14 protein-coding genes are annotated in these 14,507 nt (G+C 72.0%); 5 read left to right on the top strand and 9 right to left on the bottom strand.

The window, feature by feature from the left end:
- The first annotated feature begins 16 nt into the window (after positions 1-16).
- The gene (locus ABII15_RS35060; RefSeq protein ID WP_353946307.1) at positions 17-1,474 is read left to right on the top strand and encodes a glycoside hydrolase family 43 protein; all 1,458 of its coding nucleotides are present in this window, start codon (positions 17-19) and stop codon (positions 1,472-1,474) included.
- 26 nt (positions 1,475-1,500) lie between these two features.
- Here the strand turns inward: ABII15_RS35060 and ABII15_RS35055 are convergent, their stop codons facing one another.
- Both ABII15_RS35055 and ABII15_RS35050 read right to left on the bottom strand, forming a co-directional pair.
- Positions 1,501-1,683: a hypothetical protein gene (locus ABII15_RS35055; protein WP_353946306.1), complete on the bottom strand. Its 183-nt coding sequence runs from the start codon at positions 1,681-1,683 to the stop codon at positions 1,501-1,503.
- Between the two features lie 211 nt (positions 1,684-1,894).
- Entirely contained in the window at positions 1,895-4,102 is a 2,208-nt protein-coding gene (locus ABII15_RS35050; RefSeq protein ID WP_353946305.1) for an MMPL family transporter, read from the bottom strand.
- Between the two features lie 320 nt (positions 4,103-4,422).
- Between ABII15_RS35050 and ABII15_RS35045 the strand changes: the two genes are divergently transcribed.
- Entirely contained in the window at positions 4,423-4,896 is a 474-nt protein-coding gene (locus ABII15_RS35045) for a MarR family winged helix-turn-helix transcriptional regulator (RefSeq protein WP_353946304.1), read from the top strand.
- 106 nt (positions 4,897-5,002) lie between these two features.
- Positions 5,003-6,589, top strand: a complete 1,587-nt coding sequence (locus ABII15_RS35040) for a DHA2 family efflux MFS transporter permease subunit (protein ID WP_353946303.1) — start codon at positions 5,003-5,005, stop codon at positions 6,587-6,589.
- Positions 6,590-6,645: 56 nt separating this feature from the next.
- On the opposite strand, the gene ABII15_RS35035 is transcribed toward ABII15_RS35040, so the two are convergent.
- The 7 genes from ABII15_RS35035 to ABII15_RS35005 form a co-directional block, all read right to left on the bottom strand.
- Positions 6,646-7,980, bottom strand: coding sequence for an aromatic acid/H+ symport family MFS transporter (locus ABII15_RS35035; protein ID WP_353946302.1), 1,335 nt, complete (start codon positions 7,978-7,980; stop codon positions 6,646-6,648).
- 197 nt (positions 7,981-8,177) lie between these two features.
- Complete coding sequence (locus tag ABII15_RS35030) at positions 8,178-9,131, bottom strand: VOC family protein (RefSeq protein ID WP_353946301.1); 954 nt, start codon at positions 9,129-9,131, stop codon at positions 8,178-8,180.
- Entirely contained in the window at positions 9,128-10,237 is a 1,110-nt protein-coding gene (locus ABII15_RS35025; RefSeq protein ID WP_353946300.1) for a 4-oxalomesaconate tautomerase, read from the bottom strand. Before ABII15_RS35025 ends, ABII15_RS35030 begins: the two co-directional genes overlap by 4 nt.
- Positions 10,234-10,938 carry a 4-carboxy-4-hydroxy-2-oxoadipate aldolase/oxaloacetate decarboxylase gene (locus ABII15_RS35020; RefSeq protein ID WP_353946299.1) on the bottom strand — a complete coding sequence of 235 codons (705 nt, stop codon included), beginning with the start codon at positions 10,936-10,938 and terminating at the stop codon, positions 10,234-10,236. The genes ABII15_RS35025 and ABII15_RS35020 overlap by 4 nt, the downstream gene beginning before the upstream one ends.
- Positions 10,938-11,693, bottom strand: coding sequence for a PIG-L deacetylase family protein (locus ABII15_RS35015; protein ID WP_353946298.1), 756 nt, complete (start codon positions 11,691-11,693; stop codon positions 10,938-10,940). The genes ABII15_RS35020 and ABII15_RS35015 overlap by 1 nt, the downstream gene beginning before the upstream one ends.
- A gap of 45 nt (positions 11,694-11,738) precedes the next feature.
- Positions 11,739-12,392, bottom strand: coding sequence for a GntR family transcriptional regulator (locus ABII15_RS35010; protein WP_353946297.1), 654 nt, complete (start codon positions 12,390-12,392; stop codon positions 11,739-11,741).
- A gap of 129 nt (positions 12,393-12,521) precedes the next feature.
- Positions 12,522-12,959, bottom strand: a complete 438-nt coding sequence (locus ABII15_RS35005; RefSeq protein WP_353946296.1) for a helix-turn-helix domain-containing protein — start codon at positions 12,957-12,959, stop codon at positions 12,522-12,524.
- A 105-nt stretch (positions 12,960-13,064) separates the two neighbouring features.
- Here ABII15_RS35005 and ABII15_RS35000 point away from each other — a divergent pair, with 105 nt between their 5' ends.
- Positions 13,065-13,622: a quercetin 2,3-dioxygenase gene (locus ABII15_RS35000; RefSeq protein WP_353946295.1), complete on the top strand. Its 558-nt coding sequence runs from the start codon at positions 13,065-13,067 to the stop codon at positions 13,620-13,622.
- On the top strand, positions 13,607-14,491 hold the full coding sequence (locus ABII15_RS34995; protein ID WP_353946294.1) for an alpha/beta hydrolase: 885 nt from the start codon (positions 13,607-13,609) through the stop codon (positions 14,489-14,491). Before ABII15_RS35000 ends, ABII15_RS34995 begins: the two co-directional genes overlap by 16 nt.
- Positions 14,492-14,507 lie beyond the last annotated feature (16 nt).

The following is a 14,507-nucleotide window of genomic DNA, read 5'->3' as shown; positions in this document are numbered from 1 at the left end:
ATGTAAGGAGCCGCTCGTGCGCGCACGGTCCCGTACCGCCCTCGTCCCCGCACTCCTCGCGCTGGTCGCGGGACTGGCCTGCAGCCCGCGGGCCTCCGCCCATCAGGAGCCCGCCGAACGGCCGGCGAGTTCCGTGGCCGCGAGCGGCACCTTCCGCAATCCGCTGAACACCGGCCCCGATCCGTTCGTGACCTATGCGAACGGGGCCTATCACCTGACCACCACCCAGGGCGACAGCATCAAGATGTGGAGCTCGCCGTCCCTGGCCACGCTGCTCGACGCCGATCCGAAGACGGTGTGGACGGACACCGACGCCTCCCGCAACCAGCACATCTGGGCGCCGGAGTTCTACCGCTTCGACAACCGCTGGTACCTGTACTACACGGCCGACGACGGCACGGACGACCACCACCGGCTGTTCGTCCTGGAGTCGTCGGGCGACGACCCGACCGGCCCGTACCACTTCAAGGCGAAGCTCACCCCGCCCAACCACACCGGTGACTTCGCGATCGACCCGGGGATCCTCCAGCACAACGGCAAGCTGTACCTCGCGTACAGCGGCATCAATCCCTACCAGCACAACGGGCTGAACATCGCGCCGATGTCGAACCCGTACACCGTCTCGGGCGACGCGGTCGCGATCGACGCCGCCGGGGGCTGTCCCGAGGTGCGCGAGGGCCCCGAGTTCCTGAACCGCAACGGCCGTACGTGGATGACGTACTCGACCTGCGACACCGGCAAGCCCGACTACCAGGTCTGGATGATGTCCCTCCCGGACAACGCCGATCCGCTCGTCCCGGGCAACTGGACGCAGCGCTCGGGGCCGGTGTTCTCCCGCGCGGACGCCCGCGGCGTGTTCGGCCCCGGCCACCACGCGTTCTTCAAGTCCCCCGACGGCACCGAGGACTGGCTGGTCTACCACGCCAAGTCGACGTCGGTGAACACCTACTCCAACCGCACGACCCGCGCGCAGAAGATCTCCTGGAACGCCGACGGCAGCCCGAACCTCGGGACGCCGCTGGCGACGGGCGCGACCCAGAACCTGCCGTCCGGCGACCCCGGCTCGGGCAACTACTGGATCAACGACGACAGCCGGACCAGCGGCACCGGCGGCGTGACGTACACCGGCACCTGGAACTCGGGCACCGGCTGCGCCGCGCAGTGCTTCTGGGGCGACGACCACTGGAGCGACAAGGCGGGCAACACCGCGACGTTCACCTTCGACGGCACCCGGATCGCGCTTCTGTCGGTCAAGGACACCGGGAACGGGATCGCGGCGATGAGCGTCGACGGCGGGCCGGAGCAGCGCGTCGACTTCTACGGCGCGATCCGCACCGGCGAGACGCTCCAGTACCTCAGCCCGCGCCTGTCCAGCGGTCCGCACACCCTGCGGGTCCGGGTCACCGGCGAGCACAGCGCCGCGTCCGCCGGGTCGTTCGTCAGCGTGGACCGGGCCGAGGTCTACAAGGACTGACGTCCCACTGCCTCACGTCACGCTCCTCACTCCCCCTCGATGTCCGCGTCCATCTCGATCTCCAGCAGGCAGAATCCGCCGCCGTGGCAGGAGTCGCAGACCTCACCGTCGCGGCTCCCGCTGCCGTGGCACGCGCCGCACAGGCCGTCGTGCCATGTCGTTCCGTCCAAGGCGTAGTGCGGGCGCGGGTAGTGCGTGTCGGGGAGCACGCACTCCACCTGTGTCTCGGGATGCCGCCGCACACACAGGTCCTGCCCGGAACGCCCCTGCCGTCCGTCCTGGATGATGACTCCTCCGTCGTCGGTCCGTCGTACTTCTTCCCTTCCCAGGGATAGCACCCGGTACTGACAACGCCGTCGGCCGAGCCGACGGGCCCGCCCCGACGAGTCGGAGCGGGCCCGGACGGACGATGGCGCGGGCTCAGCCTCGGGCGGGCTCCAGTTCGCGGTCGTCCTGCGCCGACGGCTGCTCGGCCGTCAGCGACTTCTGCAGCTTCTCGCCCTCCACGTCGACGTTGGGCAGCGCCTTGTCGAGCCAGCGGGGCAGCCACCAGGCCGACTTGCCGAGCAGTGCCATGACCGCGGGCACGATCGCCATGCGGACCACGAACGCGTCGAAGAGGACGGCGATGGCGAGGCCGAAGCCCATCATCTTGATCATGCTGTTGTTCTCCATGATGAAGCCGGAGAAGACGCTGATCATGATGACGGCGGCGGCCCCGACGACCCGTCCGCCGTGCCGGAAGCCGGTCACGATGGCCTCGCCGGGCCGCGCCCCGTGGACGTAGGCCTCGCGCATCCGGGTCACGAGGAACACCTCGTAGTCCATGGCGAGACCGAAGACCACGCCGATCAGGAAGATCGGCATCATCGACATGATCGGGCCGGGCTGTTCCACCCCGAAGAGGTCCGCGAGCCAGCCCCACTGGAAGACCGCGACCACGGCGCCGAGCGCCGCCGCGACGGAGAGCAGGAAGCCGAGCGCGGCCTTGAGCGGGACGAGGATCGAGCGGAAGACCAGCATCAGCAGGAGGAAGGCCAGGCCGACCACGAGCAGGAGGTACGGGACGAGGGCGTCGTCCAGGGTCTGCGAGAAGTCGATCGTCATGGCCGTCGCGCCGGTGACCAGGATCTCCGCGCCGGTCTGTGACGACCAGCCCGAGGCGTCCGAGCGGATCTCGCGGACCAGTTCCTCGGTCTTGTGGTCGCTCGGCCCGGTCTTGGGGACGACCGTGATGATCGCGGTGTCGCCGGCCGGGTTGACCTGGGCCGGGGTGACCGCCACGACGCCGTCGACCTTGGCGAGGTCGGCGCCGACCCGCTTGGCGGCACCGGCCGCGCCCTTGCCGTCGACGGTGACCATCAGCGTGCCGTTGAAGCCCGCGCCGAAGGACTCGGAGAGCATGTCGTACGCCTTGCGCTGGGTGCTGTCCGGCGCCGAGGAGCCGTCGTCGGGCAGACCCAGTTCGAGGCTCGCGGCCGGGACCGCGATCGCGCCGAGGCCGAGGACGCCGACCAGCAGGACGCCGAGCGGGCGGCGCAGCACGAAGCGGGACCAGCGGGTGCCGAGGTTGGGCCTGCCGGACTCGGTGACCGGGCCGGTGGCCTTGCGGTCCTTGCGGCGCAGGACCTTCTTGCCGGCGAAGCCGAGCAGCGCCGGGATCATGGTGAGCGCGATGAGCACGGCGATGGCGACGGTCGCCGCGGCGGCCAGGCCCATCTTGGTGAGCATCGGGATGTTGACGACCGACAGGCCGCTGAGCGCGACGACGACGGTGAGGCCCGCGAAGACGACCGCGGAGCCCGCGGTGCCGACGGCCCGTCCGGCGGCCTCCTCGCCCTCGCGGCCCTCGGCTATCTCGGCGCGGTAGCGGGAGACGATGAAGAGCGCGTAGTCGATGCCGACGGCGAGGCCGATCATCGAGGCCAGCGTGGAGGTGGTGCCGGACAGGTTGAGGACGCTGCCGAGCGCGGCGATGCCGGAGACGCCGATGCCGACGCCGATGATCGCGGTCAGCAGCGGCATGCCCGCGGCGACCAGCGAGCCGAAGGTGAGGATCAGGACGACGGCGGAGATCGCGATGCCGATCATCTCGGCGCTGCCGCCCATGTCCTGGTCGGCCTCGACGGCGTCGCCGCCCGCCTCGACGGTGAAGCCGTCGGCGCGCGCGTCGTCGATGGCCTTGGTCAGTGCCTCGTGCGCCTTGTCGGTCAGCTCGGTGCCGGCGACCTTGTAGGTGACGGAGGCGTAGGCGGTGGAGCCGTCCTTGCTGACGGCGTTCGCCTTGTAGGGGTCGGCGACCGAGGCGACCTGCGGTCCGTCCCCGAGCTGCGTGACCATCTTGCGCACATCGGCCTTGGCCGCGGGGTCGGTCAGCTTCTCGCCGCCGGGCGCGCGGATGACGACGCGGGCGGTGGCCCCTTCGGAGTTGGCTGCGGGGAACTTCTCGTCGAGGAGGTCGAAGGCCTTCTGCGACTCGGTGCCGGGCATGGAGAAGGAGTCCGCGGGCGGGGCGGGCGCGGCCGACGACGCGAAGCCGATCCCGCCGAGCAGCAGCACCCACAGCAGTGCGACGTAACGGCGGCGCCTGAAGGACAGCCGGCCGAGTTTGTACAGGAACGTAGCCACGGCGAAGGGGGCTCCCGTCGGGGTCGTGAGAGGACTCTCGGGCACGCGCGACCACCCGGCGGTGCGTCGTTGCACGTCAGAAGGGTCGGCAGGATCTGTATCCATCCTCGCCGTCCGCGCGGGCCCGCAGGTCAGCCTCTGAGCCACAGTCCGCGCCCACGGCTGCGGTAGGCGTCCCGGGCCGGTGTCATCCCCGGGGAGGAGTCGGGTCCCATCGGTGTAAACCCCACGGTGGAGCGCGACCCTGACGTTCTCCCCGGCTCACCCCGACGCTTTACCTATGTTGACATACCTATCCCCGTAGACCTATCTTCTGCGGCATGCCCGCTTCCGCCGCCGCCCGCCAGGACATCGACCGCGTCGCCTCCGCGCTCGCGGCGTGCCTGCCGACGCTGCACCGGACGCTCGACCGGCGGATCCTCGGGGACTTCCCGCACGACCGGCTGCCCGAGGCCCAGATCGCCCTGCTCCGGCTCGTGGCGGACCAGGAGGGCGTCACCGTGCGCGAGGCGGCACGGGCGCTGCTGATGCAGCCGAACAATGTCAGCGCCCTCGTCTCCCAGCTCACGCGTGAGGGGCTGCTGGAGCGGCGCGGCGACGCCGCGGACAAGCGGGTCGCCCATCTGCACACCACCGCGGTGGCGCGCGAGCGCATCGCGGAGGCGGAGGGCATCGCGCGCCGCCACCTCGCCGCGGCGCTGCGGCACCTGACGGGCGGCGAGCTGGACGCGCTCGGCTCCGCGCTGGGCGCGCTGAACGCGCTCGACGTCCATCTGCGGCCGACCGAGGACTGACCCAGCCCCTCCGGTCCCCCGCATCCCACCCTGTCCCGGCCGTCCGGGGCAGGGCTCTTTCGTGCCCTCGGCACGCTCGACCCCATTCACCAGACAAGGCAGTTCCATGCCCTCTTCGTCCGTAGCACCGCTCGCCCCCGCGCCCCTGCCACCGGCGCCCGCCGGGCGGCGCGCCAATCCCTGGCTGACGCTGATCGCCGTCGCCTTCGGCCTGTTCATGGTCGGCCTCGACGGGTCGGTGGTCTCCATCGCCAACCCGGAGATCGGCCGCGACCTCGGCGCCTCGACCGCCGGGCTGCAATGGGTCACCAACTCCTATCTGCTGGCGCTCGCCGCCGCGCTGATCCTCGGCGGCAAGCTGGGCGACCGGTTCGGGCGGCGGACCGTCTACCTGGTCGGTGTCGCCGGGTTCACCCTCGCCTCGGTGGCCATCGGCCTGTCCGGGTCGATCGAGCTGGTCATCGCCTTCCGCGCCGCGCAGGGCTTCTTCGGCGCGCTGCTGATGCCGAACACCCTCGGGCTGCTGCGGGCGGTCTTCCCGCCGCGCAGGTTCGGCATGGCGGTCGGCATCTGGGCCATGGTGTCCTCGGTGTCGACGGCGCTCGGCCCGATCGTCGGCGGGCTGCTCGTCGAGCACGTCAATTGGGAGTCGGTCTTCTACATCAACGCGCCGGTCGGCGTGCTCGCGATCGTCGTCAGCGCGTCGGTGCTGCCGCAGAGCAGGAACACGGCCGTGGCCGGCGAGAAGTTCGACATCGTGGGCGTGGTCCTGCTGGCGCTCGGCATGCTGGTCGTGGTGTTCGGTGTGGTCAAGGGCGAGACCTGGGGCTGGGGCTCGGCCGGGACCGTCGGCGCGATCCTCGCGGGCCTCGTGCTGCTCGTCGCGTTCGGCCTGTACGAGGCGCGTACCGCGCATCCGCTGCTGCCGATGCGGCTGTTCCGCAGCCCGGCGCTGACCGTCGGCACCGTCGTCACCGCGCTGAACTTCTTCGTGCTGCTCGGCGGGATCTTCTTCGTGATGCTGTATCTGCAGAACGTGCGCGGGTTCTCGCCGGTCGAGGCCGGCGTGCGGACGCTGCCGCTGAGCCTCGCCTCGGTCGTGGCCTCGCCGCTCGGGGCGGCGCTGACCGACCGGTTCGGGCCGCGGCTGACGATGCCGCTCGGCATGGTGCTCCAGGGCGCCGCGTCGTTCCTGATGCTGACCTGGGGAGCGGAGTCGGGATACGGGGCTCTGTGGCCGCCGTTCGTGGCGCTGGGCCTGGGCGTCGGCATGGTGATGTCGGCGTCGTCGGCGGCGATCGTCGGGAGCGCGCCGGTCCAGGACGCGGGCGTGGCCGGCGGATTGCAGGCGACGGCGCTGCAAGTGGGCGGCGCGCTCGGCACGTCCGTGCTGGTCTCCCTGATCAGCGGCCGGGTCGGGGCGACGCTCCACGGTGAGCTGGTCTCGGCCGGAGTGCCGCAGCGGGCGGCCGGGCGGCTGGCGGAGGCGAAGGACGCGGTGTCGATGGGCGTCGCGCCGGTCTCCGGGTCGATGCCCGGCGGGCTCAGGTCCGCAGTCGTGCGGGGCAGTGCGCAGGCGTTCATGAACGGGGTGCACTCCGCCGTGCTCGTCACCGGTGTGCTGTGCGTGCTCGGCGCGGCGACCTCGGCCGTGGTGCTGCGCGGGCGGGGCGCCCCGCGGCACGGGCACTGACGGACGGTGCCGGGCACCCTTCGGCCCGGAGCCGAGGGGCGCCCGGCACCGTGTTCTCAGGCGACGGCCGGGGCGGTGCCCTGCCGGCCCTTGGCGCGCGCCTTGATGGTGAGCGCGGCGAACGCCATCATCACGGCGCCGAACACCGCCGCGCAGGCGTACATCGTGAAGCCCAGGTCGGCGTTGCCCGCCGCGAGGAGTTCACCGCCGACCCAGGGTCCGAAGACCGCTCCGAAGCGGCCCATGCCGGAGACCCAGCCGAGGGCGGTGGGCCGGTCCTCGTCGTTGTGGTGGGTGCCGACGGTCGCGTAGACCATCGTCTGGCCGGAGAAGAGCAGCAGACCGGCGAAGAAGACCACGAGGTAGAGGATGCCGACGGCCATCTCGACGCCCATCAGGTAGACGAAGACGGCGGTCAGGGTGAACCAGGCGATGACGACCTTGCGCGGGCCGATCCGGTCGGCGGTGCGGCCGGCGATGAGCATGCCGAAGATGCCGCCGACGTTCAGGAACGTGGAGAACAGCAGCGAGTCGCCGGTGTTGTAGCCGAGTTCGACCATGATCTTCGGCAGCCACTGGCCGACGCCGTAGACGAGCAGCAGGCCCGCGAAGGACGTCAGCCAGAAGCACAGGGTGGTGGACCACTGGCCGCCCCGGAACAGGTTCTTCAGCGCGTCGAGCTTGTCGGTGCCGCGCTCCTTGACCTCGGGCAGCTCGGTGCCGAACCGCGCGGCGAGCTGCTCGGCGTCGGCGCGGCGGCCGCGCGTGAGCAGGTTGGTCGGCGATTCGGGCAGCAGCTTGAGGGCGAGCGGCAGCAGGATCAGGACCGGTATCGCGGAGGCGATGAAGGCCGAGCGCCAGCCGAAGTCGTCGACCAGCCACAGCGCGATGAGAGGTGCCAGGGCGCCGCCCGTCTGGTGCGCGGTCATGATGACGCCGGTGGCGAGGGCGCGGCGGCCGCGCGAGGTGAACTCCATGCCGTACGAGATCGCGATCGGCAGCAGCGCGCCGAGGCCGAAGCCGCACAGCAGGCGGAAGAGGCCGAACTGGCCGGAGCTCTGCGACCAGCCGGTGCCCAGCGTGGCCAGGGTGAAGACGACGACGCTGACCAGGACCGTGTTGCGGCGGCCGATCCAGTTCGAGGCCATGCCCGACAGGATCGTGCCGATCAGCATGCCGAAGGTGGACCAGCTGCCGATGGTGCCCGCGGTCGCGTCGGTGAGCCCCAGGCTCCTGCCGCCGAGCATGTGCGGAAGGACCGAGCCGTAGATGAAGGTGTCGATGCCGTCGAGCAGGACGAGGGCCCAGCACAGGGCGATGACGGCGTTGCGGCTTCTGTGTGCCGCGGCGCCGCCCGCCCGGGCGGGCGAGGAGGTGGCGGAGGAGGACATCGTTGTTTCCTCTCGTGCGGGACCCGGGTGGGAATCCGGGTCCCCGGCTGCAAAAGGCGTGGGTGGGGACGGTGCGGCGTGGGGAGTGGCGTAGACGCTAAGAAGTCCCGGCCTCCTCGTCAACACTTTTGTTGACAATCTCAGGAAACAATTCGGCCCCGGTGGGATCCGGCGCTCACCGGGGCCGGAGGCGCGGGTCAGGCCTGGACGGGCGGGGTGCCGTGGGTGTGGAACGACCGGATGGTCTTCAGGCCCCAGGCCTGTCCCTTGGCGCGCTCGGCCTCGGTCCAGGTGACGAGCGGCCAGTCGGGGGCGAGCACGAGCCGGGTGAGCGGGTTGCACAGCTCGATGCGGTTGCCGCCGGGTTCGTAGACGTAGAGGAAGAACGTCTGCTGGATGGCGTGCTTGTGCGGGCCCGTCTCGATGAACACGCCGGTGTCGACGGCGAGGTCGGCGGCGCGCAGGATGTCCTCGCGGGTGTCGGAGGCGAAGGCGATGTGGTGCAGCCTGCCCTCGCTGCCGGTCCAGTCCTCGGTGTAGACGACGTCGTAGGACTTGTTCGTGTACGTGAGCCAGCGCGCCGCGATCCGGCCCGTGTCGAGCCTGATCTGCTCGGTGGGTCGGGCCCCGAGGACGCTCTGCTGGAACTCGGCGTTGGCGAGGACGTCGGCGGCGAGGAAGTTGACGTGGTCCAGGCGGCGGACGCCGACGCCCCGGTTCGGCTTGGCCTGCGGCTGGTTCTTGAGGGCGGGCTTCAGCGCGCCGGGGGCGCGGTAGTGCTCGCTCTCCCAGTACAGGGCGTGTTCGTGGCCGTCGGGGTCGGTGGTGACGTAGAGCTTGCCGAGGCCGGGCTCGTCCTCGGTCCAGTGGCCCGTGCCGCCCGCATTCTCGACGGCCTCCACCCGGCGCCGCAGGGCTTCCTCGCTGGAGGTGCGCAGGGCGAGCCGGCCGAGTCCCGGCTGCTCGCGGGCGGTGAGGACCAGGCTGTGGTGCTCGTAGTCGTCGAAGGTGCGCAGATGGACGGTGTCGCCGTCCTCGCCGTTGACGGTGAGGCCCAGGAAGTCCGTGAAGAAGGCGACGGAGGCGTCCAGGTCCGGGGTGAACAGCTGGGCGTGGCCGATATGGGCGATGTCGCCGAGCGGCGGGGTCATCGGTGACCTCCTGGGGTCGGGGCGGGCAGGGGCGCCGTCGTGGCGGACCTGGGGAAGACGGTGCCGTCGAAGATCTTGCGGGCCGTGCGGACCACGGCGGTGCGGCGGGACAGCGGGCAGTCGTCGGCGGTGCGGCCGAGGCTGCTCTCGATGTCGGTGAATCCGGTGGGGTGCTCGATCCGCAGCCGGTCGCCGTCGGCGGGCGGTGCGCCGATCCCGGCGGCCACGCTGCCGTCGATCCGGATTCCGGCGGCCACGCTCGCGGCGCCGAGCACGCCGATGGAGGTGTGACAGCGGACCGGGATGAAGGTGCGGGTGGTGACCGCGCCGCCGTACCGGGGCGGCGCGAGCAGGGTCAGCTTGGGGACGGTGGCGGTCGCGACGTCGCCGAGCCCCATCAACTCCCCCGCCGCGAGCCGGATGTCGTGCAGCCGGGCGGCCAGTCTCCCGTCCGCCTCCAGCTCCTGCGGTGTCTCGTAGCCGGTGACCCCGAGAGCGTCGGCAGGTATCAGCACGGTCGGCATGCCGTTGTCGACGCAGGTGACCTCGGTGCCGGCGACGGTGTCGCGGACGTGGCCGGTGGGCAGCAACGCCCTCTCCCCCGGCGGGAATTCGACGACGACGGCCGCCGCGGCGCCCGGCACGCCGGAGATCTCCGCGTCGCCCGTGTAGTCGACCCGGCCGCCGGGCGTCGGGAAGGTCGCCGTGGCGCGGTCGCCGGAGTTGACCATGCGGATCCGTACGGAGGTCTCGTGCGGCCCGGCGGCCACCATTCCGCGCTCGACGGCGAACGGACCGACGCCCGCGAGCAGGTTCCCGCAGTTCTGACGGTCCGACACCTCAGACCGGTCGACGCCGACTTGGAGGAAGAGATAGTCGACGTCCGCGTCGGCGTCGGCCGACCTGGACACCACCGCGACCTTGCTCGTCAGAGGGTGCGCGCCGCCGAGCCCGTCGATCTGGCGCGGGTCGGGACTGCCCATGACGCGCAGCAGCAGCGCGTCCCGGTCGGCCGGGTCGGCGGGCAGGTCGCCGGCGAGGAAGTACGCGCCCTTGGAGGTGCCGCCGCGCATCAGCATGCAGCGCAGCTCGGCCGGGCCGGTCACGAGCCGGCCCCGGTGTGCTCCTCGTACGTCCGGTACTCGACGCCGAGCCGTCGCAGGGTCTCCCGCAATCCGTACCGGTCCAGGCCGAGTTGACCCTCGTGGAAGGCGGCCCGCGTGGCGGCCTCCTTGTCCTCGCGGGCCCGCGACTTCTCGGCGGCCTCCTGGGCCCGCTCGCGCGGGACGACCACCACGCCGTCGTCGTCGGCGAGGATCACGTCACCGGGGCGGATCGTCTCCCCGCCGAGCACGACGGGGACGTTGACGCTGCCGCCGGTGGCCTTCACGGTGCCCTGCGCGGAGACGGCCGCCGACCAGGCGGCGAAGCCCATGGCGCGCAGTTCGGCGGTGTCGCGGATGCCGGCGCCCGTGACGATGCCGCGCACTCCGCGCCGCTTCAGGGCGGTGGCGAAGAGTTCGCCGAACATGCCGTCGGTGGACGGGGAGGTGGTGGTGACGACGAGGATGTCGCCCGGACCGCACTGCTCCACGGCCGCGTGGATCATGAGGTTGTCGCCGGGCCAGGACAGGACGGTCACGGCGGTGCCCGCGACGCGGGTGTCCCGCTGGTTGGGGCGCAGGTGGTGGCCGAGCAGTCCGGTGCGGCCCAGCGCCTCGTGGACGGTGGCGACGCCGTACCCGGCGAGCGCCTCGACGTCCTTCGCCTCGGCCTTGGGCGGGTCGGTGACGATGATGCCGGGCATCAGGCGAGCTCCTTCGCGATCTGCGGGTACGGGCGCATGTACGCCTCGGCCATGGTCGTGTGGGCGAGCCCCAGGTTGGGCCCGGCGTTCCGCTTCAGCTGCACACCGCGGCGCACCGCCAGATCGGTGTAGTAGTCCCACAGGTGCCGCTGCGCGGCCAGGCACTCCATGGCCGTGCGCTTGGTCTCCCAGACCTCGGTGATGTCGAGCAGGACCTCGGGCTTGAAGCCGCTCATCTCGGGCTGGTGCGGTTCGAAGTAGAAGACGGGCGGGGCGCCGATGATCTCGCCCTCGCCGGGGTAGCCGATGGCCTGCGCGAGGACGCGGGCCTCCAGGGCCATGCGGTTGGCGGCCGGGTGGTCGCCGTTGTAGGGGTCCTCGACCGGGTGCGTGAGCACCACGTCGGGCCGGGTCTCGCGGTAGACGGTGACGAGCCGGTCGGTCAGTTCGGCGGTGGCGAGAAGCGGGTAGTCGCCGGCGTCGAAGAAGCGGACCTCGGCGCCGAGCACGGCGGCGGCGCGCTCCGCCTCGTCGCGGCGGAGTGCCTTGATCTCGTCGAGCTTCTTCCCCTCGCGCCAGGCCTTGGCGGACTCGCCGCGCTCGCCGAACGTCAGGCACGCGATGGTGACCTTCTCGCCGCGGGCGGCGGCGAGGGCGACGGCACCGCCGGCCCGCCACACGAAGTCCCCGGCGTGCGCGGTGATCACCAGTGTCGAACGTGGGGTGGCGGCGGGCGCGCCCTGGCCGTTGGTCATGCTGCATCTCCTCGGTGACAGGTGTGCGCCTGCCCCAGGAGCGGTTCAGTCGTCGCGCAGAGCGGCGATCACGCTGCTGAGGTGGGCGCGGACGGCCGTCTCGGCCGCTTGCGGATCCCTGGCGCGGATCGCGTCGATCACCGCCAGGTGCTCACTCAGGGATTGCTGCGGACGTCCCGGGCGCAGCGCCAACTGGAAGCGGTGGCGTACCAGTTGGGCGTTGAGCCGCTCCAGGAGACCGACGGCCGTCTGCTGGCCGGAGATGTCCCGGATCCGGGCGTGCAGTTCGTGGTTGAGTTCGGAGTACGTGATCGGGTCGCCCTCGGCGACCGCCTTCGACATGGCGGTGCCGAGGCCGGTCAGCTCGTCGAGCTGGGCGTCGGTGGCGACCTCGGCGGCCTTGGCCGCGCACAGCCCCTCCAGTGCCATCCGGCACTCCGTGATCTCCACGGCCTCCTGCACCGTGACCACGCGCACTCGTGACCCGCGGTTGCGGATCCGCTCGACCAGCCCTTCGGCGGCGAGGTCGAGCAGTGCGGCGCGGATGCTGGCGCGGGTGACGTCGTACTGCTCGGCGAGTTCGTTCTCCACCAGCCGCTGCGCCGGTGCCATCTCGCCGCGCAGGATCGACCGCCGGAGCCGCTCCAGCGCGTACTGCTTGGCCTGCTCTCCGGAGCCTGGACGGGCTTCCTTCGGCATCTGCCCTCCCTGAGTGAGTGCCTGTCGACGCTAAATCTAGGCGAACAGAATTGTCAACGATTTTGTTCGCACAGACTGGGCGCGGGTTTCGGCGGGCCCGGGAGGGGCGAAGCGGGGTGCGTGGCGCCGTCAGCGGCGGCCGGGCGGGTCTCCCCAGGGCGCTTCCAGCGCCGACCGCAGCGCGTCGAGGGCTTCCTCGCCGATGCGTTGGGCGAGCTGTCCCTCCAGGCGGCGGAGCGCGCGGCGGGCCCTGTCGTGGGCGTACCGCCCCGCGGGGGTGCGCCGGACGAGGCGCTGCCGTGCGGAGGCGGGGTCGGCGACCTGCTCCAGCAGCCCCGCGGCGACCAGCGAGCGCACGGCCTGGTGGACGGTCTGCCGGGTGACCCCCGTGCGCCGGGCGAGTTCGGCGACGGTGGTGCCGTCGGCGTCGAGCGCGGCGAAGAGCTGCACCTGCGCCGGGGTGACGGCCGGCACCCCGCCCGCCTCCAGCGCGGCGAGCAGTCCGTCCTCGAACCAGCGCCGGGCCTCCCCCAGAAGCTGCGGCAGATCGCGTCGGGCCTCGGTCACGGGTTCCTCCCACCTCGCGGGCGGCCCTTGCCCGCCACCCGCACCGCATGTCAGGCTACCTGACATTATTCGTCAGGCAGCCTGACGCACGGAGGGTGGACAGACATGACCATGGAGTTCGCGACGCGGTACCGCGCCGCCTCCCGCATCCCGGCCGATCCGTCGAAGCCGTACGTCATCGAGAAGGGCGAGGGCGACCGCGCCCATCTGTTCGGGGATCTGATCACGGTCTACGCGGGCGGCGAGCAGACGGAGAACACCTTCAACTTCTTCACGGTCGAGGGCCCGCGGGGCGACATCATCCCGGCGCACGTGCACGCGGACACGCACGAGGTGTTCTACGTGACGCAGGGAGCGGTCCGGCTCTTCGTCGAGGACACCGAGGGCGAGCAGAGCGAACGGGTCCTGACGCCGGGCGACTTCGGCTTCGTACCGAAGAACTGCCCGCACGCCTACCGCATGGAGCGCCATCACACGCAGATCGTCGGCGTCGCGGCGGGCCCCGGCCACACCTTCGAGCGGTTCTTCGAGACGCTGGGCACACCGACGGAGCAACTCGGCCTGCCTGCCGAGCCGTTCGTGCCGGAGCAGCACAAGTTCGGCTCGGTGCGCGAGCAGTTCGACGTGCGCTTCCTGCCGGACCACCAGTGGCGCGACCGGTGACGCCGGGTGAGCTGCGGGCGCTGATCGCCGCCCCGCATCCCGACGTCGCCCCGCTGCCGCCCGCCGCCGAACGCCCGCACGGTACGCGCCTGTTGCGCGGTGTGCCGTACGCGGTTCCCGACGGCGCGCGCCCGCTGGAGCTGGACCTGTGGCTGCCCGGCGCGCCGGGCCCCGCTCCCCTGGTGCTGTTCGTGCACGGCGGGGCGTGGCGGCGCGGGCAGCGCGACGACATGGGAGTGACCACGCGCGCCTGGGCCCCGGGCCCCTTCGAGCGGCTCGCGGCGGCCGGTCTCGCGGTGGCCTGCGTCGACTACCGGCTCAGCGGCGAGGCGCTGTTCCCCGCGCCGCTGGACGATCTGCGGGCGGCGCTGCGCTGGCTCGGTGTCCGGGCGGCCGAGCTGGGCGTCGATCCGGCGCGCACGGTGGTGTGGGGCGAGTCGGCGGGCGGGCACCTGGCCGCGCTGCTCGCGCTGACGCACGACGCGCCGCGGCTGGCCGGGGCGGTGGTCTGGTACGGGCCCGCCGATCTGACGACGCCCCGGCCGCCGTTCGACCCCGCCGACCCGGCGACGCCGGAGGCACTGCTGCTGGGCGCGGCTCCCCGGGACGTGCCGGAGGCCGCCGTCGCCGCGAGCCCCGTGCATCGGGTCCACGGGGGCGCTCCGCCGTTCCTGGTGGTGCACGGCGAGGCCGACACGATGGTGGCGTGCTCGCACGGACGGGACCTCGCGCGGGCGCTGCGGGAGGCCGGGGCGCCGGTGGAACTGCACACGGTCGCCGGTGCCGATCACGGCTGGTACGGCCTGGCCCCGGACGAGGTGGAGCGGATCTTCGCCCGGTCCGTGGCGTTCGCCACCACCGCGAAATGATCTCTTTCCCTGGCAC

Source organism: Streptomyces sp. HUAS MG91 (genome assembly GCF_040529335.1).
GTDB classification, from domain to species: domain Bacteria; phylum Actinomycetota; class Actinomycetes; order Streptomycetales; family Streptomycetaceae; genus Streptomyces; species Streptomyces tabacisoli.
This window is presented reverse-complemented; position numbering and strand designations above follow the sequence as displayed.

What these genes read in the sequence shown, in the direction of transcription:
- ABII15_RS35045 (WP_353946304.1), top strand. Translation starts at nt 4,423, where the DNA reads ATGCCCGCTTCCGCCGCCGCCCGCCAGGACATCGACCGCGTCGCCTCC.
- ABII15_RS35040 (WP_353946303.1), top strand. Translation starts at nt 5,003, where the DNA reads ATGCCCTCTTCGTCCGTAGCACCGCTCGCCCCCGCGCCCCTGCCACCG.
- ABII15_RS35035 (WP_353946302.1), bottom strand. Translation starts at nt 7,980, where the DNA reads ATGTCCTCCTCCGCCACCTCCTCGCCCGCCCGGGCGGGCGGCGCCGCG.
- ABII15_RS35030 (WP_353946301.1), bottom strand. Translation starts at nt 9,131, where the DNA reads ATGACCCCGCCGCTCGGCGACATCGCCCATATCGGCCACGCCCAGCTG.
- ABII15_RS35020 (WP_353946299.1), bottom strand. Translation starts at nt 10,938, where the DNA reads ATGCCCGGCATCATCGTCACCGACCCGCCCAAGGCCGAGGCGAAGGAC.
- ABII15_RS35015 (WP_353946298.1), bottom strand. Translation starts at nt 11,693, where the DNA reads ATGACCAACGGCCAGGGCGCGCCCGCCGCCACCCCACGTTCGACACTG.
- ABII15_RS35010 (WP_353946297.1), bottom strand. Translation starts at nt 12,392, where the DNA reads ATGCCGAAGGAAGCCCGTCCAGGCTCCGGAGAGCAGGCCAAGCAGTAC.
- ABII15_RS35000 (WP_353946295.1), top strand. Translation starts at nt 13,065, where the DNA reads ATGACCATGGAGTTCGCGACGCGGTACCGCGCCGCCTCCCGCATCCCG.